Consider the following 25,483-nt stretch of genomic DNA (forward strand, 5'->3'; position numbering starts at 1 on the left):
CCTCTCACTACATAGTACCTATGTTTTCAGCGATACTCTATTACCATCAAATTAAATTTGTATAATTTAAACTACAGAATAGCGAGCTAATTTTCAAATATCTTCTTTCGCATAACCCTAAATTTATTATCCAGTTGCATTATGCTTATAAATAAAAGATATCCTACCGACGCACCGAGCATATTTATAGCAATCCGCCACACATCAAAAACATCAGACAAAGTTAGTAAATGTAATATCTCCCAAACAAGAAAGGTCATAACATACCACTTACGAGCTTTCTTATAATTAGTCACTTTATTAATGAGCACTGGAACGAAAAATCCGAATGGAACTACTAATATTATATGTTGTAAAACGCTTAACCAATAAGTTGAGTTTCCCCAAGGACCTGGATGTGCAATAAAATCTTTAACTTGCCAAAGTGTTATTCCAAAAAGTTGTAATAACGTTTCTAAATCAGATATATGTAAAAATTGCTGCCAAAATTCAATGGGATGATAGACAGTCCCACCTGTCAAACTGCGAACAGAGTCAAATGTAGAAGTTGAAATAAATGTTCCTAAAAAGACAATAAAACAAATGATTATATAAGGAATACATAAAATTTTTGATAATACCTTTAATGGCCTAGGAACTTCGTATACCGATTTATTAATCTCTACGCCAATAACTTTTGATTCTCCAAAACTTTGAATCGCTTTATAAATCGCTTCTTTTTCATTCATACCTTGTTCCATATATTCTTCTTTCAAACTGTTCAAGTGATCATACATTTCTAGAAATAACTCATCCTGTTCAATATCACTAAGTTCTGAATAGGCTAAAATAGACTTAATATACTCGTCAAATTCACTCATAAATAACTCCTTTCTGACAAGCTTGAATTAATGCTGTTACACTCTCCCAAGAGTTCACTTTCTTCTGCAATTCTTTTTTCCCTTTATCTGTAATAGTATAGAATTTCCTTTTCATCCCATTCTCAGATTCATTCCAATAAGATTCAAGAAACTCCTTTTTCTCTAATCTCTTTAAAGCAGGGTACAAAGTTCCCTGCCCTATACTATACAAATCTTCACTTGCATCCTTTAAACTTTGAGCTATTTCATATCCATATGTATCACGTTTTGCAATGATAGAAAGTAATAAAATATCTATACTTCCCTTCAAGATTTCTTTGTCCAACAATACCACCACCTTATATACATCGTATAACAACATATGTCGTTATGCAATATAGTTAGAAGAATATTCCATAAAAAAAAGAACCACCTAAAGGCTCCCCTTCAGGTGGTTCTCTATTTTACGCTAACGCAGCTGCCTGTTCTTGTTGATCTACAGGAATGACAGCGTCTGTTAATGCTTTTTCTAATTCAGCTGTGTATTTCATTTGCTCTTCTTTGCTCCAGCCTAGTTTCGCAGCCATGTAGTTGATTACTGCTTCTTTCCACTCGTATACCCAGTGGATGTTGAAGAATACAGCGCCTCTGCGGCGTACGAAGAAGTCAACTGGTTTTGCTGTCATTTCGTAATCCATTGCGTATACAAGCGGGATTAGAACGTCTAGTGGCATGTTGTATTCTTTCGCTTCGTCTTTATGTTTTTTCGCTAAATCAAATAGTACGTCAACGTTAGAGCCGTAGAATTTCGCGAATTCTTCTGCTTGTGCTGTTGTTAAACCATATTTCGTACCTTCGCCAGCTTTTTTCGCAACGAATGCTGGGAATCCGTGTGAACCATCTACATGTCCACCAGAGATTGGCATATGTTTCGTTGTACTCTTCGGATATGCACTATGGCCTTCTTTTTGTAGTAAGTTCGTTACGTAATCTACTACCATTTCAGCCATTTTGCGGTATCCAGTTAATTTACCACCTGCGATTGTAATTAAACCAGATTCAGAAGTCCAAATTTCATCTTTACGAGAAATTTCAGATGCACTCTTACCTTCTTCATAAATTAACGGACGTACACCAGCCCAGCTTGATTCGATGTCTTTTTCCGTAATTTTTACACTTGGGAACATGTAGTTAATCGCATTAATGATGTATGTGCGATCTTCTGTCGTCATTTGTGGTACAGCTGCATCTTTATCATAGAACGTATCTGTTGTACCTACGTATGTTTTTCCGCCGCGAGGAATCGCGAACACCATACGTTTATCTGGTGTATCGAAGTAAATCGCTTGACCTAATGGGAAACGTTTTTGATCAATTACTAAGTGAACACCTTTTGATAACTGAAGTACTTTTCCTTTTTTCGAGTTATCTTTTTCACGAAGTGTATCTACCCAAGGACCAGCTGCGTTTACAATTTTCTTACCGTAAACTTCGTACACTTCACCGTCTAGTAAATCGATTACACGTACACCGCATACATTTCCATCTTTATATAAGAAACTGTCTACTTTTGCGTAGTTAACAGCTTTCGCACCATGCTCAATTGCTTCTTTCATTACTTCAATTGTAAGACGCGCATCGTCTGTACGATATTCTACGTAGTAACCGCCGCCTTTTAATCCTTCTTTTTTTACAAGAGGCTCTTTGTTTAGCGTTTCTTCACGGTTAAACATCTTTCTGCGCTCGCTTCGTTTTACACCTGCTAAGAAGTCGTATACACGAAGACCAATTGATGTACTAAATGATCCGAACGTACCGCCTGTATGGAACGGAAGTAACATCCACTCTGGTGTTGTTACATGGGGACCGTTCTCATATACGATCGCACGCTCTTTCCCCACCTCTGCTACCATTTTCACTTCAAGTTGTTTTAAATAACGTAGACCACCGTGTACAAGCTTCGTTGAACGACTTGATGTACCTGCTGCAAAGTCCTGCATTTCAAACACAATTGTTGATAACCCGCGTGTTGCTCCATCTAATGCAATACCAGAACCAGTAATACCTCCACCAATTACGATCACATCTAACTCTTGTTTATTTACTCCGTTTAATACGTCTTTACGTTGTTTACTTGAAAATTTCATGGTAATTCCTCCCTTTGATAACGAAAAAAGAGACCACAAACTCCGCTATAGATTTCGCCTCTATAGCGCGTTGTGGTCTCTCCAAATCTCCTACCGAATTATTAACTTGTCACCATTATAACACTGTTTATGATTATTTGAAAGCTTTTGTTGCTTCAATTGCTTTTTTCCATCCAGCATATAGCTCTTCGCTTGTTTTCGCTTCCATCGTTGGTTCAAAGCGTTTGTCCATATGCCACTGTTCTTTAATTTCATCTTGGTTTTTCCAATATCCAACCGCAAGACCAGCTAAGTATGCTGCACCTAGAGCCGTTGTTTCGTTGATTACTGGACGCTCTACAGGAACATCTAAAATATCACTTTGGAACTTCATTAAGAAGTTATTTTTAACTGCTCCGCCATCAACGCGTAATGTTTTCAGCTCAATACCTGAATCTGCTTCCATTGCGCATAATACATCTTTCGTTTGGTAAGCTAAAGATTCTAGCGTTGCACGAATGAAATGCTCTTTCGTCGTACCGCGCGTTACACCAAACATAGCGCCGCGTACTTCACTATCCCAATAAGGTGTTCCTAAACCTACGAATGCTGGTACAACGTATACACCGTCAGTTGATTCAACGCGAGAAGCATATACTTCACTCTCACTTGCATCTTTAAACATGCGCATTCCGTCGCGTAACCACTGAATTGCAGAACCTGCTACGAAAATACTTCCTTCTAATGCGTAGTTTACTTTACCATCTATTCCCCATGCAATTGTTGTTAATAGGCCGTGCTCAGAAGCTACTGCTTTTTCACCAGTGTTCATTAACATGAAACAACCAGTTCCGTAAGTATTTTTCGCCATACCTTCACCGAAACAAGCTTGTCCAAATAATGCTGCTTGTTGGTCACCAGCTACACCTGCAATCGGTACATTTTGGCCGAAGAAGTGATAATCAATTGTTTCTCCGTAAATTTCAGATGATGGACGCACTTCTGGAAGCATGCTCTTTGGTACTGTTAACATTTCTAGAAGCTCATCATCCCACTGTAAGTCGTGAATGTTAAACATTAACGTACGTGATGCGTTTGAGTAATCTGTTACGTGTGCTTTACCACCAGATAGTTTCCATACAAGCCACGAATCAATTGTTCCGAATAATAGATCGCCGTTTTCTGCTTTCTCTCTTGCACCTTCAACGTTATCTAAAATCCATTTTACTTTCGTACCAGAGAAGTATGCATCAATTAAAAGACCTGTTTTTTCGCGAACCATTTCGCTATAACCTTTTTCTTTTAACTCATCACAAATTTCAGCTGTTTGGCGAGATTGCCATACGATTGCGTTGTAAATTGGTTTACTAGTTGTTTTATCCCATACAACCGTTGTTTCACGTTGGTTCGTAATACCGATACCAGCGATTTGTTCTGGTTTTACATCCGCTTCGCTTAAGCAAGTTGCGATAACTGCTAAAATAGATCCCCAAATTTCTTGTGCATTATGCTCTACCCAGCCCGGCTTTGGAAAATGTTGTGTAAACTCTTTTTGAGCTGAATGAACAATTTCACCTTTTTTATTGAAAAGAATTGCGCGTGAGCTTGTTGTTCCTTGGTCTAATGAAAGAATATATTTTTTCATATCGGTTTCCCCCTTATGCTACTTTTCTACTATTTGTATTGCTTCCGCTTTTTTTACTTGTCATATAAGAGATTGCTAGTACAATCACAGTTGCGATAATCACATAAATAAGTGCTGAATTTTGTTTTCCCTCAAATACAACTTGATGGAATAAACCTGCAAGTGATCCACCTAAAATTGGACCAACTACTGGAATCCATGCATACTTCCAGTTTGAACCGCCTTTTCCTGCAATCGGAAGGAAGAAGTGTGCGATACGCGGACCTAAATCACGAGCCGGGTTAATTGCGTATCCTGTTGTTCCACCTAATGATAAACCAATACTTACGATTAAGAAACCTACGATAAATGGATTTAATCCATCTGCAAATTTATTTGCACCAATTGCTAATATACCAAATACTAAAACGAATGTTCCAATCATTTCACTTAAAAGGTTTGCAAATGTGTTCGGAATTGCTGGACCTGTTGCAAATACACCTAACTTTGTTCCTGGATCTTCTGTTTCTTTCCAGTGTGGTAAGTAATGTAAATATACGATAACTGCCCCGATAATTGCCCCAATCATTTGTGCTGCGATATAACCAGGTACGTCACTCCATGGGAACGCTCCCTTAAATGCTAATCCTATTGTTAAAGCTGGATTCAAATGTGCCCCACTAATTGATCCAACCGCATATGCTGCAACCGCTACCGCTAAGCCCCAGCCCATTGTAATTACAATCCAACCAGAATCTTTCGCAAACGACTTCTTTAAACTTACACCAGCACAAACGCCGCCACCAAGTACGATTAACAACGCAGTCCCTATTAACTCTCCTAAAAATGCTGACATAGTATCCCTCCACAATCAATTTAAACGCTTCCAAATGTGATAGAGGTAAAATGAATGGCCATTCGTTTTTGTCAAAAGAAAAAGACCCACAGCTTGCACGCTTCTATATAAATTTATATAGAAACAATGAAATGTGGATCTCTACTTTTCTCCGTCACGTTTATTAACTTGTCTATAATGTTAACCGTAAATGAAAGCGGTGTCAACGAAAAAATTCACATTTTCGTCACTTTTTTTGGTAATGTTTCCATAGTTCGCGTTTTGATGTCGTAATTGCTGTCGCACCAGCGTTTAAAGCTCTTTCCACATCTTCTACAGTACGAATAAAACCACCCGCTAAAATCGGTACACCAGTACGCTCTTTCACTTCAGCGATAATATCCGTCATTGCTCCAGGAAGTACCTCAATATAATCCGGTTTCGTCTTATCTAAAAGATTGCAGCTCTTCTCCATCGCACTCGAATCGATTAAAAAGATGCGTTGTATTGCCACAACACCTTTTTGCTTCGCCTTCATAATAACGCTCGCCTTTGTTGAAAGTAACCCGTACGGTCTAAACTCCTGACATAAATATTCCGTCGCATGCCCATCACTCTGCAAACCATGAATTAAATCCACATGTAAAAACACCTTTTTACAATATTGCTTCGCAAGTGATATAACACTCTTCAATTGACCGACATGAATATCTAAAATAACGATATATTCATACGAACTATGTAATAGCTTTTCCAAATCTTTAATTTGCCTCACTGCCGGCAAAATCTTCTGTTCATGAAATTCCATTCTATATGTCCCCTTCTTTATGTCATCCTATCCTTTATAGTACACAATTTAAGTGAAAAGAACAGCTAGTGTCGGGGATTTCTTTCAAATCTTTCTCTTATCTGTATATTTTCTTCAACTTATCGGAACCTATACCACCTATAATCATGAATACAAGGGGCAAAAGATTCATTACATATGGCGCATCTGCTACAATTGTAATACTTGCTCCAGCAAACTTATTTAGCATCCATACAACGATTTTTGCAATAAACAAAAATACTCCTATCATAAATAGACTATCAAAAAATACCTTCCATTTTGGATATGCCAATTGCTTACTATCTTCAATTACTTTCTGCGTCAATTCTTCATCACTCCTTAGCAGTTCATCAATTGTAATACCGAACAGATCACTTAAATGAATAATAATTTCAATGCTCGGATAGTTCTTTCCCGTCTCCCATTTCGAAACAGATTGCCTGCTCACATGAATTTTTTCAGCCAAATCATTTTGCGACCAATTTCTTTTTTCCCTTTCTTCTTTTAAACGCTCACTAAAAATCATACTGTGTTTATCACCTCTCTATGCCCATTATGTTCAAATAAATGATGAAGAGTAAAGCTAGTTATCGTTGCATTTCCTGCGCAACTTATGCGTTACAGCTTATAATGGCGCTCTTTTATATGTATCTTCCCTATACTATGCTCCAATAATAATTTCCCGAACAATAATACAAGGAACGGATACTAATAAAGTGAAACTTTAATCAACCCTCACCAATCGGACTTTTACGGACAGCCCGCCCCCCACCTAACTTCTTTGCTTCCGCTGAATTTTGAGGTGGGGTCTTACTGCCCGGCAAATAGCGCGATAAAGACTAGATTAGGCATAAAAAATACGCCATCCCTTCTTATCAGTCTCCAGAAAGAATAACGCAAATTTTCATTTTTACTCATCATTTTTCGGACTATATGAAAACCCCGGATATTTCACAACAGGCCTCTTCTCCTTACGCAGGGAATCCATTACTTGCGGGCCAACATGTATATTACTCTCCACTATTTCTCTAGGAGTCAGTGCCATCCATTGATTTAACGATACATCTTCAAAACGATTACTTCTGAACATCTCTAAAAACCATAATGTTTCGGTACCTGTATTTTGAATATAATGCCCCGTCGCAAACGGTACATATCCGACATCGCCAGCTCTATAATCAAATGTACGAGCGGTACCATTTCCAAGAAACACAGTCATTCTCGCTTCCCCTGTCAAATAATATTGCCATTCATCATTATTCGGGTGCCAATGAAGTTCTCTCATTCCACCAGGCTCAACCTCAACGAGCGCTGCTGCGATTGTTTTGGAAATAGGGAAATTTGTAGAATCTACAATTCGAACGCTACCACCAGGCGTCTTAATCGGCTTTTGTTTTAACAATTCATGTTTAAATGTTAAAGGAACTTCTCCTTTCGGTGATTGAATTTCCTGACTTTCAAGCGAACCTGGCACCTCTCCTTGATAAATATAAACTTGATCTGAAGGAATAGAACGAAAAGCACTCTCAGGTACTCCGAAATTAGCCGACAACACTTCTTTTGGCGTATGCGCAAACCAATCAGAAATAGCTAAAGTAGATAAATCAGAAAAATGCCCATCATCGAAAACGAGTAGAAATTCACAATGTTCCAATCCTTGAATGGAATGCGGAATACCAGGCGGAAAATACCAAAGATCACCTGGTCCAACATCAGCAATAAAATTACGCCCATTTTGATCAACAGCCGTTATGCGCGCCCGTCCTAAAAGCATATACGCCCATTCCGCTTCTTTATGCCAATGTAGTTCTCGTACTCCACCGGCCGTTAAACTCATATTTACTCCCGCAATCGTCGTCGAAACCGGTAGTTCCCGAGCAGTAATCTCCCGAGACCACCCGCCTTGTTTCAAAATCATAGAAGTGTCCGAGAATGAAAACTTCAAGTTAGGAACTAACCCTGCATCCGTTATAGGCGGAACAAGCATATTCGGATTTTGAATATCCCGCATAACATTACGAGGTCCAGAATCAATCGCACCAGCTCCGTCGCTGCGGATTGGTTGTGGCACATTCCCTCCCGCTTCATTAACAGTACGTTTCTTCATGATTACACTCCTTTTTCATCCGGTTATTAGGTGAAAATCCTCCACCATAGTGTATGAATTGGGCTTTAGATGGTTACAGTTACTATGATTTAAACCGTGAAAAAAACGCGTCTACTATTGTTATTTTTTATCGGAAATTCAATATTCCCCATCAAATCTTCTTGTTCATTTCTCAACTTATACTAGTATGCTTAGCGCTTAGGAAGACAAAAAAATAAACTAGAACTAACAAAAAACCCTGTAAAATTTATTACAGAGTTTTTCACCAATTATTTATTGTTTTACATATCGAATACGAACATTATCGTCCATTTGATAAATTTGTAATGTGTTTCCATAACTAATTCCTAACTCTTCACTTGCACCAACTGCACCCACAAGTACCCCTTAAAATAATTTATTCTTAGTTGGTTTTACTACCAATACTCTTCGCTGCCTCTTCAAACAGTTTCGAACCTTCTTGTGCTTTACTTACTGATTGATGCATTTTACTTTCGTCTTCTTGGTCCAATGCATCAAAGAGAAGTTGAAAACAATCCGCATACAGTTCCATCGATTGCTTTATCTTCGCCTGTTCTCCCTGTAACTCAGGGGGCGCTTGTAAATTCTTCAGTTTCTTCGTTGTTGCCTTTGCTCCACCTAAACTTAGTTGTACTTCACTTTTCTTTTGTTTGTATGATTTTACGTCTGAATCTGCTATTCCTTCAATTAATTTCATTGTATCTTCAATTTGAGTAGCACTGTTTATGATATCTGCCTTATACCTTTCAACATCTGAACCAGTTACCTTACCAGGTGAAGAAGTTGAATTATTTGAAGAAGAACTTGGTTGACTACTTGATGAACTACTGTTTGTACCTTCACCTTTCACTACAGATAAGCTATCCTCTTTCTTGCTATCAGTTGACTTACTCTCTTTTTCAGAAGTCTTATTCTCTTTCTCTACCTTTTGCGTCTCTTCTTTCTTTGTTTCAGCTTTCTTACCATCAGTTTCAATTGTAATACAACCGCTCAATAACATAACTGGTAATGCTAAACTTACTAATTTCTTTGCCTTCATGATTACTGCTACCCCTTTAGTTGTAAAATTTAATGTGAAAAAGTTAATATACTTAATTAATAAATTTCCCCCGAGTAATTTATTAAAATCTACTACCCATAGATTTCCTGTATATTCATAATATTTCCATATATAACATTTTACAAAGAATTACATATTTGGTCAAAAGGATTTATGTAGTCCTTAAAAGAAAATTTTAATCACAAAGAAAAGAAGCTAACAATAAATTGTTAACTTCTCAGCTTAAGGAAAAATAGTATCTTTCCTTATCTTCTAATATCTAGGTTGTGATTGAATATTTGTAAGATGAACATCGTACATATCAATGATTTCAAGAAATCTATCAGCTTCACGGAAAACATGGTCTGCCAATAATGGATGAATGATGCTCTTTATTTTACATTGCTCAATTAAATCACGTGCTGTTTTCTTAAAATCCCGAAGAGATGCAACTGACACGCGATTTTGATCTAAAAATTGATCTAAAAGAGGAGCTGTTTGGGATTGTGGTTTCATAGATTCTAAGTCAATTGCTTGATACATCAATTCATCAAAATCATTGCTAAAATTCCGTGCTGTATCTACAAGCTTTCTTTCTGATGGATCAAGAAGATGGCCAATAAATTTAGCATGGTCTGCCATAATCCTTAAAAAGAAAACATTTTCTTTAATAATAGCATCAGGAAGAGCATCTAATTTACCTTCATTTAATTGTATTAAACGTTTTCTAAAATAATCAGCTTCCCTACTTGTATGGTCAACTAAAAGTGGAAAGTTATTTTGTCCTGGCAATTTACATGTGAGAATTAATCCTAAAATTTTTCGTTTAAATCCCCAAATATTAGTTGCGGCTTGTTGTACTTCTGCATTAAACCTTTTGATTTGCTCAGGATCTGTTTCATTTGTATAGGAATGCGCTATTTGTTCAATATGTTCAAACAACCGATAAAATTGATTCGCCTCTTCAATTAATTGAGTATCCTCACATCTAAATCCCAATCGAAGAAAAAAAGAATGCTCCTTCATGATTCTAGACCAAAAACGAATTTCATTTAATGAACGCTCAACAAACATTACAGACGTAACGCCTGTATCAGGATGTAATGAAGTTTCATCCCTATGCATTGTTAATCCCCCCCAGTAAAATCCCCGCTAGTTCCATTCTTATGAGGAAAAATATATATAAATGCCATCAATAAAAGTTTATGATGACTCTCTTATACATGTAAAATTAAACTAATATAACCTTAGCTTGATGAACATATACTGCTCCCCCAGAAGAAAAAAGCTACCACCTAGATGTAAAATCCTACTAGGTGGTAGCCTTTCAAAATTTCTATTAAAGCAATACCGAATCTTTATCACTATCCTGATTACGTTTCTCGCGCTCTTCTTCTAAGCGCTTCATATACACTTCGCCTTCTTTTTCGATAAACTCATTATCCATATCTTGCTCTTTTTTCGAAGTATATAAAACCATGTAGCCACTTAGTACAATCCCGACAATTACAAGATACACCCACCATGGTAAAGTTTCCAAATCACTTCATTCCTTTCCTTAGACAAGCCTTATTAGTTTCACTTTATGAGGAAAGAAGTGGATTTATGCTTAAAATTTTTATTGTGGATGCTTCGCGAAAAATGCTTGTACATATTCCATAAACTCAATTGGTTCCTGACGAAACGGTGCGTGGTATCCTTTTTCAATAATATGAAACGTACTATTTGCAAATAGCCCATGATACAGTTCACCATTTTTCCAAGAAACACTTTTATCATGTCGTCCCCATATAATTAAAGTCGGTACCTTAATTTTATCAGCTTCCATCGCAATGCGGCGCTCTCTCATTTTCGTAAGCTGATCATAATGCTCTTTATCATCACGACTATTTTTTACTTCATTTTTATTATACTTCGTAATCTCAGTTACAGTTTGTAAGTCCGTCGATAGCGGTGGTACTTCATAACTTTCTTTTTGTTGGAAAGACTCTATCCCTGTAGCATCCGCCAAGATGAGATGCGTCACTGCATCCGGATATAAATACGCTAAATTAAGGGACATCTCTCCGCCCATCGAATGGCCGAGCACTGCAAACTGATCGTATCCGAGCTTCTTCATTAACTTATAATATAAATTCACTTGCGCAGGAAACGAATACTGAAAATCAACCGGCTTAGAAGAACGCCCAAACCCTAAAATATCAACCGCAATAATCGTATGATCTCGCACTAGTTCCGGATAAATATCACTAAACCCATCAGATGAACCACCAAACCCATGCAACATGAGTAACGGGGGTTTTCCCTCACCAATTTGCTTAAAATAAATCGTCTGCCCGTCAATTTGCGCCATACTCTCTTTCGTATTCAGCTTCATCATAACAGTATCTTTCACTTCGCCAACCTTCGCAATCGGCTTCTCAACGAAGTTACAAACAATTAACAAAACGAGCACAATACCGCTAATCATATAAAACTTAAACCTTTTCAAAGTTCCCGTCTCCTTTCTCTTGTTGCTATTTAAAAGCTTTTACATTTTTTGGTTATTTTATGTTCTCTTTTTAATTGTAACTAAAACAGTTACAATTATACTAAAAAAATATAACTCATTTCTATTACTAATGGTTATTCTGTAACTATTATAGTTACAAATTTAAAGTAAGTCAATTCTTTTCTCTACATGGCCTAATAACAAAGAAAAGGACCTCGTTGTGAGATCCCTTTCTTTGTTATTATTTAATTTAAAAATGATCAGCGTGTGAGTCTTGTTTGCTAATACCGCCACCGTCACCTCTATTATCTGCTGGTGCTCCTCCTGTGTCGCCTCTAGTATAGTCTGGTTTTGCTGGTGCTCCACCCGTGTCTCCTCTATTGAAACTAGCATAGTCTGGTTTTACTGGTACTCCACCAGTATCTCCTTTATTGAAGCTAATATAGTCTGGTCTTGCTGGTGCTCCTCCTGTCTCTCCTATATTTAAGGCTTGATTTGTAAATGAACTATTAGCTCCAATTGATAACACACCTACTAACGCAATCCCTAACATTCCAAAGTGAATCTTTTTCATTATTTTAGCGCTCCTTTTTTTAACAATTTTTTTTGAGCTTTATGACTCATGTAAAAATAATGACTAGCTTTATCGTGATTCTCTTCCTTATAAAACCTTAAGGCCAACATTTCAGCGTATTCCTGTATACACTCCCATAGCTCTTCTTTTTCAAAATAAGTAATACCTTCTAAAACTACTGGCTCTAAACTTAATGTAGGTGATTTTTCATTTACGCTTTTCAAAATCATAAAACGATATTGAAACTCTTCCTTATTTAATTCTTTACAAATATCCAAACCTTTTTCAACCAGATCTGCTGCCAATTGATATTGCCCTAATTTATAACATTCACGCGCTTCAACAAATAGCGCTTTAAAAAATTTCGGCTGTTTTTTTGTAACTTCGGATGCATGGCGAACTGCAAGTTCCGATAAATCTTGACTAGCATACAAAAAGGCTAAATTATGACGCACCATTAAAATATATTTTTCATAATTTACCTTTTGGAAAATATCCATAGCAGCATTAAAGCTTTCTTCCGCGAGTTCGTAATTTTTCAAATCTACACAACACAGACCAAAAGCATTTTCACATAGCGCTATATTTATTTCGCAACCTATATGTTTTTTAAACTCTTCTTTCGCTTTTCTCAAATAATCAATTGCATTAACTTGTTGATATGTCTGATAGTAAAAATTACCTATACGATAATCAAATTCTGCATTTTCTAAAGAGTGCGAAACATATTTCATTAGTTCATTTGCTTTTTCATAATTTTCCTTTGCATCGCCATATCTAGACATTGAAGTGCAATATATCCCTTTAAAGAAATGATAATAATATGCTAAAAACCCTTCAGTTGGAATTTCAAAAGATTCTATTCTCTCAAAACTATTTTCTTTTATATTCAACCAATCCGTCAGCATTTTATATCTAAAATCTAATAAAGTAAAATACAAAGATACCTCCTGATCCACATCCAACCCACTAATCTTACTTTCAATCTCCTCTTTCATTTCTGTGGCCTTCTCTATGTTTTGCTGCAACATTACACGATACCAATCATCTAAAGAATGTTTCATTTGCTCCCGCGTTACTACATCTGCTCCCATACACTCGCATCCCCTTTTCTCCAAAATTACAAAATTAGGATTTTTATACAATTATCAAAATTGTATATTACCACTCCTTTTCTATGTATTGAAAAATAATTATCAGAAAATTAAATATTTAAATTAATTATACCAAAGTTTTCCTTTTTAATAACTTGAGAAACAATTGTCAGAAAAATCACTAGAATAAATAAAAAAGCAAGCAGTTCCAGCACTCCGCTAAAACTACTTGCTCTATTTTTACTCTTTAATAAATTCCTTCGTACTTCTTACTGTATCAATTGGACGAACTAATTTTTCAATTTCTTCACGTTTTGGCTCTAGGAATGGAGGTAAAGATAATTTTTCGCCAAGTGTTTCGTATGGCTCATCTCCCATAAATCCTGGGCCGTCTGTTGCAAATTCAAATAAGATTTGTGGTGCAACTCTTGCGTATAATGACTCGAAGAAGTGACGATCTACATAACCCGATGAAGGAAGCCCTACGCTACTGATTCTCTCAATCCATTCTTCTAATACAGCGCGATCTTCTACGCGGAATGCCGCATGGTGCACTGTACCAAAACCTTGTTGTGCTTCAGGAAGAACTGTATTATGTTCTACGATGACAGATGCACCGTTTCCACCTTTATTCACTTCAAATAAATAGAATTCTCCTTCTTGCGCAACCTCTTTAAATAATAAAACTTTTTCTAACACTTCTTTGAAGAAACTAAAGTTTGCAATACGGATGAATACAGGGCCTAAACCAGTAATTGCGTATTCTAATGGAACTGGTCCGTTTTGCCATGGTGTACCTGATTCTATACCGTTATCAAGTTCATCTGAGATTAATTGATAGTGTTGGTCATCAAAGTCAACGAAAGAAAGAGTTTTCTTACCAAATTGCTCTTTAATTCCTGTATGTTCTACTTCAAGACGGTCAAAACGTTTCACCCAATACTCTAATGCTGCATCAGTCGGAACGCGGAATGAAGTTTTTGAAATTTCATTCGTACCGTGTACTCCTTTTGGAATACCTGGGAAGTCAAAGAATGTCATATCTGTTCCTGCACTACCTTTATCATCTGCAAAGAATAGATGATACGTTTGAATGTCATCTTGGTTTACTGTTTTCTTAACTAAACGCATCCCTAAAACGTGAGTGAAAAACTCATAGTTCTTTTCTGCACTACTTGTAATCGCTGTAACGTGGTGAATTCCTTTTAATTGGTTCATTTTATATTCCTCCAATAGTTTTAAATTTTATTTTATCTTTTCTCTACTATTACTTCTCTTCAATAGGTGCTAAATTCGCTTCAATTTCTGCTCGCTGACCTTCTAAGAATGGTGGTAAATCAAGTTTTTCTCCTAAATGTTCCACATCTCCATCAACTGTAAATCCTGGGCCATCTGTCGCAATTTCAAATAGGATTCCGTTTGATTCGCGGAAATATAAGCTTTTAAAATAGAAACGGTCGATGATTCCTGAAGAATGGAAGCCTCTTTGTTTCACCTGTTCTTCCCAATAGGCAAGCTCTACATCGTTTTTCACGCGAATTGCTAAATGGTGAATGCTGCCTCGGCCCGGCTTTTCAGTAGGACCATCTAAATATTTCACAACGATTTCTCCAAAAGTCTCTCCTTTAATGGACTGGAAAATTGCTTCTTGATCATTTCGGCTAACCTCTGTATAACCGAACATCTCTGTAAGTGTACTCGCCATTTTATCAAGTCTACGCACTGTCATTTCTACAGAACCCATTCCTTGAATTTGATGCTTTGCAGGAACTTCTGATTTCTCCCAAGTTTCCCAGTGCTCTACTTTTTCTCCGTTTGAAACGAGTAGTACTAAGCGAAGACCTTCAGCATCCTCAAATTGTAAAGCAGGACGATTTGCATATGTTGTCATTTCACTATGTTTCACATCAAATTTCTCAAATCGTTCTTTCCAGTAATGTAAGCTTTCCTCTGAAGGAACGAGTAATCCAATTCGAGTAATCGCATTCGTACCGCGATATGTTCTTCCTACTAATGGAATTTCAAAAAATGATAATTCCGTACCTGGACTTCCTGTTTTATCTCCATAAAATAAGTGGTACATTGACGGATCATCTTGGTTTACTGTCATTTTCACACGACGTAAGCCAAGCACGTTTTTATAAAAGTGATTATTTTCATTTGCATTTTTCGTAACCATTGAAATGTGATGATGCCCTTTAATTTCATACATTGGTTATTCCTCCGTTTCGTTTTACTAGTCAAGTGATAACTAAAAAAATAACATTTCCCACAACTAATATGGTTTTTAGCTTTTCAATTTATTCTTAATTATATTTTTGTAAATTCATCTTAGTTTTTACTGTATAAGTTACTTTGTTTTAATCAAAAACAACTGAGTGTATGTTTTCATATGACTCAATCGCTTTCGTTACTATCACTTTACACCTCAAGTGATTAAAAAGCAAGTGATTTATCTCAAATTCGAGATATTTTTTGTATCATATTATTTACTTCCTATAAAAACAGCCTCACTAAGCATATTAAAACTTAATGAGGCCACTTTATTCACACTTTTAATTATGGAACGACGGTTTATAGAACGAACGATTATCAAGAGCGAAGACACGCTCTGTATATTCGCCTGGTTTTGTGCGTCCTAATGCGCGGTCCATCATGTTCATTTTTGCATCTAAGTTATCGATGTAATGCAGAATTTCTGCTTCTTTTACTAATGGTGGTTTTGGACTACCCCATTCTGCTTTTCCGTGGTGAGAAAGGACGATGTGTTGAAGAATTAATACTTCTTCTGCATCGATTTGCAATTCGTCTGCCGCTTTACCAATTTCGTTCACCATAATCGAAATATGGCCTAGTAAGTTTCCTTCTAACGTATACGTTGTAGAAATTGGGCCAGATAATTCAATTACTTTACCAAGGTCATGTAAAATAACGCCTGCATATAGTAAGTCTTTATCTAATGATGGGTATAGATTTGAGATAGCTTTCGCTAAATCAAGCATTGATACAACGTGATAAGCTAGTCCAGATACGAACTCGTGATGGTTCTTTGTCGCTGCTGGATAGTCTAAAAATTCGTTTTGATGCTTATTTAATAAATGTCTTGTTAGACGTTGAATGTTCGGGTTTCTCATTTCAAATATGTATTGCGTAATTTTCTCAACCATATCTTCTTTTTTCACTGGTGCTTTTTCTACGAAGTCTGAGATGTCTGTTACTTCATTTTCATTCGCAACACGGATTTGTTTCACACGTAATTGAATACGTCCTTTGTAGTTTAAAATATCTCCAGCTACTTTCACGATTGTTTCCGCTACATATTGTTTCTCAACTTCTGGTGATACGTCCCATAACTTCGCTTCAATATCTCCACTTGGATCTTGTAAGATTACTGTTAAAAATGGCTTTCCATTGCTTGCGATACCTTTTGTCGCTGTTTTAATTAACAAGAAAATATCGACTTGTTCACCAACTTCATACTCTGCAATTTTCTTTTTCATTCGAATTCCTCCACCAAATCAGTTACTTTTAGTATAGCACACTACAACTCATTTTCTTTACGCATATGTGTTAATTTTATAATCTGTTTTTCTGTAAAATACGCGAGTAAATGCGCATGACATGTAAAGAATATGACTTGTCTATCCTTTGCAATTTCCTTTATAAGTTCAATCGTACGATTCGTCCTTACCACATCAAAATGCACGAAACTATCATCAATAATAAATGGATAATCATGCTCAAATGTTTTTGCTAGTGCAAATCTCAGCGATAAATATAACTGCTCCGCTGTCGCTTGGCTTAGTTCATGACTGTAAAAACGCATACCATCGTTACGCTCTACAATAAACGGCTCTGACTCTGACGGTGAAAAGATTTTACTATATCGTCCGCCTGTTAAATAGACGAAATACTCTTCTGACTTTTGTAAAATACGAGGAAGATGTACTTCATGATAATATTGCTTCGTTTTCGTTAACACCGTTTTTGCGGCCGCATAAGCAGCCCACTTCTTCACTTGTTCACGCACTTGCGCTTTTTTCATTTCCCATTCATGCATTAAATCACCGTACGTACTACCTTCTTCTAAATTCGCAATTTCCATACGATGTTTCGCAATACGCTCTGTCAGTTCTTTCTCTTGCGCCAGACAGTTTTGCACGACTGTCATTTCTCTCTTTAATTTCTCTTCATAACCGTCAGCTTCATAATGTTCAGCTAATGATAAACTCGTTAAACGCTGTTCTAACAGATCAATTTGCGGCAATAAACGCCCCACTTGTTTCTCTGCATCTTCACGTTTTTCCGCCAGTTTACCTGCTTCTAAAAACATCTCTTCATCTGTAGACGCTGCAATATGCCATAAACCATCTCGTTCTATTAGTAATTGCTTTAATTGTTCTTGCATAAACTCATATTCTTCTTGCCATTCCGCCAGTTTTTCTTTTAACTGCTTACAAGTTTGGCGCTTCTCTTTCTCATTTTGCATACGGCTTTGTGCCTCGTGTAGCTTACTATACTCCGCACTACCGATAACAGTTTCTAGTTTATGTTCAAATTGCGAAATCATTTCATATAATGAAGATTTTCGCGTACCTTGCTTCTCTAACTCCCGATATAATTGCTGCATTTTTTCAATACGCTCAAACGCCGGCAATATGTGTGCATACGTATAAAATTCAGGAAACATATAGCGCGTTTTATATGCATCGACTTGTTCTCCCGCCTGGAACGTTTCTCTCTCCCATTCCTCATACGATGAAACGACTTTATCATACGCTCGCTCCAACTGCTGTAACTTATAAGACTCACGCTCAAATAATTTACGTATCTCTTCATCTTTTTCTAACTGATAGCGTACAGACATCGCTTCTTCACTTTGTCTCCCGCCGGCACTTTGCTGAAGTGTAAGGAGCTCTTCTTGTAATCCACTTGATGGATCTTTATATAAAACAAGGGCGAGAACAATCCCTACAAATACGATGACACTAATAAATAAGAGCGGGCGATTGTCTATCAATAAGCTTGTGAATAAAATGCCTGTATTAATAAGGAGTAACAGAAGACAAACTCTTTGCCACTGCTTTTTCTTTTGCTTAGCTGCTCCTGTTTTCTCTTCATACTTGCGCTTCATTCTCTCTGCGCCCATACCGATAAACGCCGCATCTTGGAACGATTTCTCTTTCTCAACTAACACATTTCTCTCTTCATCCACTAACATTTGTTTCTTAATCTGTCTTATATTTTCTTCTTGTTCTTCTAATTGCTCTTGCGCTACTTTAAAACGATCATCGAGCTGTGCTTTTTGCGTTTCTAATTCGCGCGCCTTTTGCACTGTTTGCGTAATTAACTCTTTCGTTGCCAAACTCATATCAAATGAAAGAACTGTTTCCTTTTCAAAAGTAGTACCAATTTGTTGTTCTAGTTCTGCGATTTCTTCTTTTATATTCGTAATATTCCCGCTCATATCACGCATTTCTTGGCGTGCATTTTCGTAAGACATATGCTGCATACGAAGTTCTTCTACATAACTTTCTTTTTGTAAAAACTCTTCATCTATTTGAATCGAAGCAATTTCCGATTGCACTGTCTCAATTTTCTTGTGGAGCGAATCAACTTGTAATTGAAGCGGCTCCATTTTCGCCTTAATTGCTTCATAACGCGCCATTCCGTTTACAGGAAACTGCCCGCTCTCGTTCTCTAACACTTTCTCATGCGCACGTTTTTCAATAACGAGTGGCTCAAGCGCTGCTAATATTTCATAATCTTGCTTTCGCTTTTCTGCACTCTCTTTTTCCCCGCGAACAGAAGCAAGCTTCTCTTCACTTTCTTTTAACTGCTCCACTTGTTTTTCATACGTGCCAATTTTCCCTTGCCACTCTTTCATCTTCTCTTCAAGTTTCTTCATCTCTTGCAATGACACGTTAATTTCTGGTTTACGACCACTCGGCTTGAAGCGCTGGTCCATTTCTTTTTCTAGCTTTTTATCTAACTGCAATAGCGCATCACTTCCGACTGCACTTGCCGAAAATAAATAATTGCCAATATCCGCTTCGCCAAGCTGATGAATGTTTTGAAGGCCATGCATATCAAATGAAAAGACAGATTCAAATAAACTTTCATTCATCCCGCTTAATATATCGTTTAAAATTTCTTCTCCGCCCGTTTTCCCGTCTTCAAAATAAACGGTCACCTCGCCAGCTGCCGTCTTTGGCAATCGCTCAATTTTCAAACGACCGTACTGCTCTGTTTGCACAGTCATCGCACCGCCATACTTCCCGCCTTCTTTCGGCTCATAACGGCGCTGTCCTCTCGTCGGAAAACCGAACAAAATACTTTTTATAAATGAGCGAATTGTCGATTTCCCCGCTTCATTTTCACCGTATAACACCGTCAGCAAGGAAAGATCCATTTCCACATTTTCTAATTTTCCGTACCCATAAATATGGAGTTTTTCAATTCTCATTTTTTATCCCTCTCTTGCTGGAATAATTGCTCTAAAATAATATTTTCTGCTTCCTTTTGAATCTCTTTCTTCTCTTCTTCTGTAAAAGATTCAATACTATTACGCGCTACAGGAGATGTCCAAATAGTGCGCAATACTCCGTCCATATTGCTGAAAGCTTCTAACTCCTTTAGCACACTACCTATGAAATGATTTTCCGCTTTCAAACGTTCGATTTCCGCAAAAGAAACCGTCTCATTTTTCCACTTCATCGCATATACAAAATCTTTTCGCTCTTCGCTAGATGCTAAAATGTGAAAAATCTCTTCCACGCGCTTTTCGTCACGCAAATAAGGGGAAAGTGAGCCTTGTCCTGTGAATACGACAGTTAATAGCGTACCTTCCTCTTCTCTTCGGCATTCATTCATCGCAGTAGATAGGCTCGTCATAAGTTCATCAACAGTTTCAAGTCTATCAATACAAACTTCGATTTCATCCCATACAACATCTGCCGTATGGAAAAATGAACACTGCGTTCCTTGTTTCGTAAGTTCAATAAGGTACGCACCCTTCTCGCCTGTTTCCTTACGATGACGACCTTGTATGTTCCCTGGATAAATAATGCATGGTTCTTCTGATAAAATTTCACGTTTATGTATATGGCCAAGAGCCCAATAATCAAACTGTTTTTCTTTCAACTCACGAATTTGAAACGGTGCATAGCGATTATGCTCTGCATCTCCTTCCACACTTCCGTGAAGCATGCCAATATGAAAAGGCGCATCACTCATTTTCGTATACTGCGCTGTCATATTATCCGTTACCGCTTGCTGCAAATAACTAAAACCATAAATAGAAGCTAATAGCTCACCATTTTTATAAAATGATTTCTCTTCTACATAAGGCTCAGTAAATACATGAACATTTTCCGGAAACTCAATTGCTGCCCAGCTTCCTCCTAAATGATCATGGTTACCGTGAATAATAAAAACAGGGATATCGTACTGCGAAAGTCTCTTCATTTGCTCACGCACAAACACTTGCGCCCTCAAACTTCTCGTCTCCGCATCGTACAAATCCCCAGCTAGTAATACGAAATCAACGCGCTCTTGAATTGCTTTATCAACAATACGCTCAAATGATTCAAACGTACTTTGCTTCATTCTCTCCCAAACAGACTGCGCAACATTCATCTCCATCCCTTTAAACGGACTATCCAAATGCAAATCAGCCACATGTATAAACTTTACTTGTTTCACAAATAACGATCCTTCCTATCTTTCAAAAGTTTCATTTTATCAAAATTAAAATCGCTGAAAACTAATAATCATCGAGAATAAAAATATTCTCGATGATTAAAGTTTCATTCTATTTTACCACGCAATGTCATATATTTCTTTGCATATTGTAGCATTTTATGTCAAAATAATTATAAGATTCTGATTTTAATTATTGGAGGGAATTTTCATGGGAGTATACGTTCTAACAGTCTTTGAAAAAGATGGTTCAAAAGCATTAGACGAATCATTCGAGGCGGCAACTGAAAAAGAAGCAAAAGCAAAAGGTGAATCTATCTTACAAGAAAAAGGATTGTATGAAAAAACACATCGCTGTACATCTACTGCAGGTAAGCTCGTTTTATTCCAGCGCTAAAAAAAAGAAGCGTCATCCGCTTCTTTTTCACTCTACTATATCTTCGTCACACCACGTAAACACCACATCTAGAATGCGATTACCGATACGTACGCGTTTATTCCATTTACCTGTTTGGATCTGATGTTGCAATTCAGCTTTCATCTTTTCCGTCCAGTCGTGAATCGTTTCACTACCGTCGTACGGATATACGCTCGGAAACTCTTTCTGCAGTAGATGCAAGCTCTCTGCATCAAAATGAAAATGGAAGAAGTAGTTTGCTGTAAGCGATGGTTCTTGCAATCGTAAAAAATGATCATCAATTTGCTTTCTATTTCGATAGAAAGTAAAGATATTCACTTTACCGCTAGTAATTTGGTCAATTTGAATTTCGTGCTTCTCTATAATCACGTCTTGTCCACCTCGTTGTATACTATCTTTAGTATATATGTCTTTTGCAACAAAGTTAACCATTTTCGCGCGAAATTCATTTCCTTCATTATAATTCCTGTACCTCCATATGCAATCAGGATAAATAAAAACAAAGTTGAAGGGGAGCGATCACATGTATTTCGGAAGCAAAGGTTGGTATGTAAAAGAACTTAAAAAATTAGGTATCCGTACTTATGAAGGTAAAAAACTAGAATCTTATCGTACGCATGTGTTGTCTAGTTTACTTGAGAGAATGAAGAGAGCTTCGGCTTAATAGAAAAGTAAAAAATGAAGTGAACACGAATAGTGGTATATGATAAAAAACACCTCCCGAATTCGCATACTAAGTATGCAAATTCAATGGAGGTGTTTTTATCAGTTTTCATAAAAGATTTTTTGCTTCCGCTGGAACGGATACGTTTTAATCTCAGCTGTATCTAAATCTTCATTGAATAAATGAATGGCTATAATTTGTCTACAATCGTAAGTATGGTAATAATATGTTCCAGACTCCATACACATTGCACTTGTATAGATCGTATTATCTAATATACCGTCTTCTGTTATTACTGCCCCCTTAGGAACCTCACAATTTGATAAGATATGAAAAATAGCCGATATCCCCTCTTCTTCGTTCTCTATACTTTGAATGTTTTGTTTGCCATATGCTGCCCGTACAAATCTTGATGGCGGGGTGAAATCTCCAGGAAGTCCCATCGTTCCTGAACCTTGGCCAAAAGCACTTAATGGTACATCTCCCCACTCAGTTGGCGCAAATGGCTGCGATTTAAGTCCAATATATTGTCTTAAATTTTGTAAATGCCAATTAAACTCGGGACTATTAGTCATTACTCCTATTGGATTGTCATACACTTTTATTCCATCAACTGTCGGCTCAAGTACAATACACGCTCCCGATTTATCTGCTAAAATCCAATGTAGCGGTGGCGTAATTCCTAAAACTGGTAATGGCACATCTATAAAGGCAATGTTATCAATATATTTTCTTAATTCTTCAACAGAATTGAACTGCGTGAGGCTCCAAGTCACAAAATCAAATGGCGCTATATTCGTTTTATTGCTATCTATATGATTACTATAAGTAGCAAATCCTGGGAAATAGAGAGTTGCACATGTCATACCAGTTTCATTTACTCCGTCCGCCATCATGACCCTTCCTCCAAAATTAATTCCCATTCCGACAACAGCCTTTTTCGCTCGGATCGTTTCACCAGTTATATTGTTCCACTGATAACGCCGAGGAATGATTATTACTTCTTGATTCATATCTAATGTGAAATCCATTGTTCTCCCAAAAAGATGTTGGAAATTTTTTGTTTGTAACGTCAAACTAGTACACATGAAGAAATCCCCCCATTTTATAGTTCTATAAACATTTTATAAAATTCCGATAAATACGTAAATTAAAAACCCTATTTATCACTAACAAAATAATCGCCCAAACCAAAAATGCTATAATAAACCCAATCAAACTAAGGGGGAACATTTATGTTGGACGGAACATGCATTCAATTTCACAAGTTTGGCAATCCAAAAGACGTATTACAAGTTGAATATAAAAATATAGAACCACTAAAAGATAATGAAGTTTTCGTCCGTATGCTAGTTAGACCTATTAATCCATCTGACTTAATTCCCATCACTGGAGCATACGCACATAGAATCCCTTTACCTAACATACCTGGTTATGAAGGTGTTGGTATTGTAGAAGATGTAGGAGCTTTTGTTTCTAGAGAGCTTATCGGTAAACGTGTGTTACCGATACGCGGGGAAGGTACTTGGCAAGAATATGTGAAAACATCAGCTGACTTTGTAGTTCCTATTCCTGATTCCATCGATGATTTCACAGCGGCACAAATGTATATTAATCCTCTTACGGCGTGGGTTACATGTACAGAAACGCTAAACTTACAACATAATGATGTTTTATTAGTGAATGCTTGTGGATCCGCAATTGGTCATCTTTTTGCGCAGTTATCACAAATTTTAAACTTCCGACTCATTGCCGTGACAAGAAATAATAAGCATACAGAGGAGTTACTGCGCCTAGGTGCTGCATATGTAATCGATACTTCCACTACCCCGCTTTATGAAACCGTTATGGAATTAACGAACGGGCTCGGCGCGGATGCTGCAATTGATTCTATCGGGGGACCGGATGGAAATGAATTAGCTTTCTCAGTACGTCCAAACGGGCACTTTTTAACGATCGGTCTTCTATCAGGTGTACAAGTTAACTGGGCAGAGATTGTCACGAAAGCAAAAGTGCACGCGAACATATTTCATTTACGACATTGGAATAATAAAGTGTCACCATATAAATGGCAAGAAACGTTTCGTCACTTAATTCGTTTAGTAGAAAATAAGCAATTGTGTTTTATGACGGTACATTCTACGTATGACTTAGCAGATGTGAAAGCGGCAGTTGATGTTGTGCAATCTGCTGAGAAAACGAAAGGAAAAGTGTTTTTGACGAGTTATTGAATGCAATTGAAGACTCTATTTTGATTGATTTTTTTATGCCTTATAAACCTAATTTTGATATCCCGGCTTCAACTACCTAAAAATAACATTGTCAACAGCACTTATATTGGTTATCATAAAAGCGAACATAACAGGAGATGAGCAGATGAATATGAACGAAAAGAAATCTTTTTCAAAAGTTTCTAGGCGAAAATTAGTCGATGAAGTATTGGAACGTCTACAAGAGAAAATCTTTTCTGGCGAGTATGAAGTTGGTGATCGCCTCCCTACAGAGCCGCAATTAATGGAAGAGCTAGGGGTAGGACGTTCAACGCTGCGAGAGAGTATAAAGATATTAGTACATGCTGGCGTATTAGAAGTTCGACAAGGACAAGGCACTCGTATTGTCTCATTAAATACAACGCAAGATTCATTTGAAAAAAGACTGCAAGCAGCTAATATAAATCATGTGTATGAAGCACGAAATATGTTAGATAAAGAAGTAGCAATGTTAGCGGCACAACGCCGAAGCGAAGAGGATCTTTTATATTTAAAAGGACATTTGAATAAAAGAAAAAATGCCCTTCAAGAAGGAAATTATGTAGCATACATAGATGCAGACATTCAGTTTCATCTAGCCATTGCAAAGGCGAGTAAAAACGAAGTTCTATTTGATTTGTATCAATCTTTCGTACCTGCCCTTCGCCATATTTTAAGTCAATTAATATTACATACAGCGAACTATGAAGACAACTCTGGCATTCATGAAAAGTTATTCCAAGCTATTTTAAAGCAAAATACCGAAGAGGCGCGAACATACGCTGTTCAAAATTTGGAGCTGAAATAAGCTCCTTATCTATTACACAAAAACATCAGATGATATACTCAATAACATCTGATGTTTAAGAAAG

25 protein-coding genes are annotated in these 25,483 nt (G+C 37.0%); 4 read left to right on the forward strand and 21 right to left on the reverse strand.

From position 1 onward, the window contains the following. Nucleotides 1-86: 86 nt before the first annotated feature. From ACK1U5_RS13330 to ACK1U5_RS13420, 19 genes are all read right to left on the reverse strand, one after another. On the reverse strand, nt 87-860 hold the full coding sequence (locus tag ACK1U5_RS13330; RefSeq protein WP_001288382.1) for a VanZ family protein: 774 nt from the start codon (nt 858-860) through the stop codon (nt 87-89). Further along, nucleotides 853-1,185, reverse strand: coding sequence for a PadR family transcriptional regulator (locus ACK1U5_RS13335; protein WP_069605160.1), 333 nt, complete (start codon nt 1,183-1,185; stop codon nt 853-855). Before ACK1U5_RS13335 ends, ACK1U5_RS13330 begins: the two co-directional genes overlap by 8 nt. 118 nt (nt 1,186-1,303) lie before the next feature. Beyond that, entirely contained in the window at nt 1,304-2,986 is a 1,683-nt protein-coding gene (gene glpD / locus ACK1U5_RS13340) for an aerobic glycerol-3-phosphate dehydrogenase (RefSeq protein ID WP_000672836.1), read from the reverse strand. Between the two features lie 133 nt (nt 2,987-3,119). Next, the gene (glpK, locus tag ACK1U5_RS13345; RefSeq protein WP_000760011.1) at nt 3,120-4,610 is read right to left on the reverse strand and encodes a glycerol kinase GlpK; all 1,491 of its coding nucleotides are present in this window, start codon (nt 4,608-4,610) and stop codon (nt 3,120-3,122) included. Nucleotides 4,611-4,623: 13 nt separating this feature from the next. Then, a complete protein-coding gene (gene glpF / locus ACK1U5_RS13350) occupies nt 4,624-5,445 on the reverse strand; it encodes a glycerol uptake facilitator protein GlpF (protein WP_001272195.1) in 822 nt (273 codons plus the stop codon). Between the two features lie 226 nt (nt 5,446-5,671). After that, nucleotides 5,672-6,232 carry a glycerol uptake operon antiterminator GlpP gene (gene glpP / locus ACK1U5_RS13355; protein ID WP_000394286.1) on the reverse strand — a complete coding sequence of 187 codons (561 nt, stop codon included), beginning with the start codon at nt 6,230-6,232 and terminating at the stop codon, nt 5,672-5,674. Between the two features lie 97 nt (nt 6,233-6,329). Then, nucleotides 6,330-6,779 (reverse strand): helix-turn-helix domain-containing protein, encoded by a 450-nt coding sequence (locus ACK1U5_RS13360; protein ID WP_000577645.1) that lies wholly within the window; start codon nt 6,777-6,779, stop codon nt 6,330-6,332. A 384-nt stretch (nt 6,780-7,163) separates the two neighbouring features. Beyond that, complete coding sequence (locus tag ACK1U5_RS13365) at nt 7,164-8,360, reverse strand: oxalate decarboxylase family bicupin (protein ID WP_000747515.1); 1,197 nt, start codon at nt 8,358-8,360, stop codon at nt 7,164-7,166. A 403-nt stretch (nt 8,361-8,763) separates the two neighbouring features. Further along, nucleotides 8,764-9,420, reverse strand: a complete 657-nt coding sequence (locus tag ACK1U5_RS13370; RefSeq protein ID WP_050964629.1) for a DUF7018 domain-containing (lipo)protein — start codon at nt 9,418-9,420, stop codon at nt 8,764-8,766. A gap of 273 nt (nt 9,421-9,693) precedes the next feature. Then, nucleotides 9,694-10,545, reverse strand: coding sequence for a DUF2935 domain-containing protein (locus ACK1U5_RS13375; protein WP_000554479.1), 852 nt, complete (start codon nt 10,543-10,545; stop codon nt 9,694-9,696). A gap of 214 nt (nt 10,546-10,759) precedes the next feature. Continuing rightward, entirely contained in the window at nt 10,760-10,960 is a 201-nt protein-coding gene (locus tag ACK1U5_RS13380) for a sporulation YhaL family protein (protein ID WP_000449223.1), read from the reverse strand. A gap of 78 nt (nt 10,961-11,038) precedes the next feature. Beyond that, complete coding sequence (locus ACK1U5_RS13385; RefSeq protein ID WP_000819487.1) at nt 11,039-11,911, reverse strand: alpha/beta fold hydrolase; 873 nt, start codon at nt 11,909-11,911, stop codon at nt 11,039-11,041. A gap of 250 nt (nt 11,912-12,161) precedes the next feature. After that, nucleotides 12,162-12,485, reverse strand: a complete 324-nt coding sequence (locus ACK1U5_RS13390) for a Phr family secreted Rap phosphatase inhibitor (protein WP_000719824.1) — start codon at nt 12,483-12,485, stop codon at nt 12,162-12,164. Beyond that, nucleotides 12,485-13,579: a response regulator aspartate phosphatase gene (locus ACK1U5_RS13395; protein ID WP_000500595.1), complete on the reverse strand. Its 1,095-nt coding sequence runs from the start codon at nt 13,577-13,579 to the stop codon at nt 12,485-12,487. Before ACK1U5_RS13395 ends, ACK1U5_RS13390 begins: the two co-directional genes overlap by 1 nt. Nucleotides 13,580-13,819: 240 nt before the next feature. Next, nucleotides 13,820-14,797, reverse strand: coding sequence for a ring-cleaving dioxygenase (locus ACK1U5_RS13400; RefSeq protein ID WP_001072558.1), 978 nt, complete (start codon nt 14,795-14,797; stop codon nt 13,820-13,822). 49 nt (nt 14,798-14,846) lie between these two features. Further along, nucleotides 14,847-15,791 (reverse strand): ring-cleaving dioxygenase, encoded by a 945-nt coding sequence (locus ACK1U5_RS13405; RefSeq protein ID WP_113710757.1) that lies wholly within the window; start codon nt 15,789-15,791, stop codon nt 14,847-14,849. Nucleotides 15,792-16,134: 343 nt separating this feature from the next. After that, nucleotides 16,135-17,079 carry a 3'-5' exoribonuclease YhaM gene (yhaM, locus tag ACK1U5_RS13410; protein ID WP_000726638.1) on the reverse strand — a complete coding sequence of 315 codons (945 nt, stop codon included), beginning with the start codon at nt 17,077-17,079 and terminating at the stop codon, nt 16,135-16,137. A gap of 41 nt (nt 17,080-17,120) precedes the next feature. Continuing rightward, nucleotides 17,121-20,045 carry an ATP-binding protein gene (locus ACK1U5_RS13415; protein ID WP_113710758.1) on the reverse strand — a complete coding sequence of 975 codons (2,925 nt, stop codon included), beginning with the start codon at nt 20,043-20,045 and terminating at the stop codon, nt 17,121-17,123. Continuing rightward, entirely contained in the window at nt 20,042-21,283 is a 1,242-nt protein-coding gene (locus ACK1U5_RS13420) for a metallophosphoesterase family protein (RefSeq protein WP_057528552.1), read from the reverse strand. The genes ACK1U5_RS13415 and ACK1U5_RS13420 overlap by 4 nt, the downstream gene beginning before the upstream one ends. A 208-nt stretch (nt 21,284-21,491) precedes the next feature. Between ACK1U5_RS13420 and ACK1U5_RS13425 the strand changes: the two genes are divergently transcribed. Continuing rightward, nucleotides 21,492-21,677, forward strand: coding sequence for a YhzD family protein (locus ACK1U5_RS13425; protein ID WP_000539552.1), 186 nt, complete (start codon nt 21,492-21,494; stop codon nt 21,675-21,677). A gap of 27 nt (nt 21,678-21,704) precedes the next feature. Here the strand turns inward: ACK1U5_RS13425 and ACK1U5_RS13430 are convergent, their stop codons facing one another. After that, nucleotides 21,705-22,067 (reverse strand): hypothetical protein, encoded by a 363-nt coding sequence (locus ACK1U5_RS13430; protein ID WP_000582785.1) that lies wholly within the window; start codon nt 22,065-22,067, stop codon nt 21,705-21,707. A gap of 154 nt (nt 22,068-22,221) precedes the next feature. On the opposite strand from ACK1U5_RS13430, the gene ACK1U5_RS13435 reads away from it, so the two are divergent. After that, nucleotides 22,222-22,362: a YflJ family protein gene (locus ACK1U5_RS13435; RefSeq protein ID WP_000273537.1), complete on the forward strand. Its 141-nt coding sequence runs from the start codon at nt 22,222-22,224 to the stop codon at nt 22,360-22,362. Nucleotides 22,363-22,463: 101 nt separating this feature from the next. On the opposite strand, the gene bsh is transcribed toward ACK1U5_RS13435, so the two are convergent. Further along, on the reverse strand, nt 22,464-23,450 hold the full coding sequence (gene bsh / locus ACK1U5_RS13440) for a choloylglycine hydrolase (protein ID WP_113710759.1): 987 nt from the start codon (nt 23,448-23,450) through the stop codon (nt 22,464-22,466). Between the two features lie 147 nt (nt 23,451-23,597). On the opposite strand from bsh, the gene ACK1U5_RS13445 reads away from it, so the two are divergent. Both ACK1U5_RS13445 and ACK1U5_RS13450 read left to right on the forward strand, forming a co-directional pair. Beyond that, nucleotides 23,598-24,593 carry a zinc-dependent alcohol dehydrogenase family protein gene (locus ACK1U5_RS13445; protein ID WP_113710760.1) on the forward strand — a complete coding sequence of 332 codons (996 nt, stop codon included), beginning with the start codon at nt 23,598-23,600 and terminating at the stop codon, nt 24,591-24,593. A 145-nt stretch (nt 24,594-24,738) separates the two neighbouring features. Continuing rightward, nucleotides 24,739-25,419: a FadR/GntR family transcriptional regulator gene (locus ACK1U5_RS13450; protein WP_001056899.1), complete on the forward strand. Its 681-nt coding sequence runs from the start codon at nt 24,739-24,741 to the stop codon at nt 25,417-25,419. The last annotated feature ends 64 nt before the right edge of the window (nt 25,420-25,483 follow it).

The organism is Bacillus sp. XB1 (genome assembly GCF_053557995.1).

Bases quoted from the DNA above. Each gene is read 5' to 3' on its own strand.
- ACK1U5_RS13405 (WP_113710757.1), bottom strand. From the start codon at position 15,791: ATGTATGAAATTAAAGGGCATCATCACATTTCAATGGTTACGAAAAAT.
- glpD (WP_000672836.1), bottom strand. From the start codon at position 2,986: ATGAAATTTTCAAGTAAACAACGTAAAGACGTATTAAACGGAGTAAAT.
- glpK (WP_000760011.1), bottom strand. From the start codon at position 4,610: ATGAAAAAATATATTCTTTCATTAGACCAAGGAACAACAAGCTCACGC.
- ACK1U5_RS13435 (WP_000273537.1), top strand. From the start codon at position 22,222: ATGTATTTCGGAAGCAAAGGTTGGTATGTAAAAGAACTTAAAAAATTA.
- ACK1U5_RS13375 (WP_000554479.1), bottom strand. From the start codon at position 10,545: ATGCATAGGGATGAAACTTCATTACATCCTGATACAGGCGTTACGTCT.
- ACK1U5_RS13330 (WP_001288382.1), bottom strand. From the start codon at position 860: ATGAGTGAATTTGACGAGTATATTAAGTCTATTTTAGCCTATTCAGAA.
- ACK1U5_RS13415 (WP_113710758.1), bottom strand. From the start codon at position 20,045: ATGAGAATTGAAAAACTCCATATTTATGGGTACGGAAAATTAGAAAAT.
- ACK1U5_RS13425 (WP_000539552.1), top strand. From the start codon at position 21,492: ATGGGAGTATACGTTCTAACAGTCTTTGAAAAAGATGGTTCAAAAGCA.
- yhaM (WP_000726638.1), bottom strand. From the start codon at position 17,079: ATGAAAAAGAAAATTGCAGAGTATGAAGTTGGTGAACAAGTCGATATT.
- glpP (WP_000394286.1), bottom strand. From the start codon at position 6,232: ATGGAATTTCATGAACAGAAGATTTTGCCGGCAGTGAGGCAAATTAAA.
- ACK1U5_RS13450 (WP_001056899.1), top strand. From the start codon at position 24,739: ATGAATATGAACGAAAAGAAATCTTTTTCAAAAGTTTCTAGGCGAAAA.
- bsh (WP_113710759.1), bottom strand. From the start codon at position 23,450: ATGTGTACTAGTTTGACGTTACAAACAAAAAATTTCCAACATCTTTTT.
- ACK1U5_RS13370 (WP_050964629.1), bottom strand. From the start codon at position 9,420: ATGAAGGCAAAGAAATTAGTAAGTTTAGCATTACCAGTTATGTTATTG.
- ACK1U5_RS13395 (WP_000500595.1), bottom strand. From the start codon at position 13,579: ATGGGAGCAGATGTAGTAACGCGGGAGCAAATGAAACATTCTTTAGAT.
- ACK1U5_RS13360 (WP_000577645.1), bottom strand. From the start codon at position 6,779: ATGATTTTTAGTGAGCGTTTAAAAGAAGAAAGGGAAAAAAGAAATTGG.
- ACK1U5_RS13365 (WP_000747515.1), bottom strand. From the start codon at position 8,360: ATGAAGAAACGTACTGTTAATGAAGCGGGAGGGAATGTGCCACAACCA.
- ACK1U5_RS13400 (WP_001072558.1), bottom strand. From the start codon at position 14,797: ATGAACCAATTAAAAGGAATTCACCACGTTACAGCGATTACAAGTAGT.
- glpF (WP_001272195.1), bottom strand. From the start codon at position 5,445: ATGTCAGCATTTTTAGGAGAGTTAATAGGGACTGCGTTGTTAATCGTA.
- ACK1U5_RS13390 (WP_000719824.1), bottom strand. From the start codon at position 12,485: ATGAAAAAGATTCACTTTGGAATGTTAGGGATTGCGTTAGTAGGTGTG.
- ACK1U5_RS13445 (WP_113710760.1), top strand. From the start codon at position 23,598: ATGTTGGACGGAACATGCATTCAATTTCACAAGTTTGGCAATCCAAAA.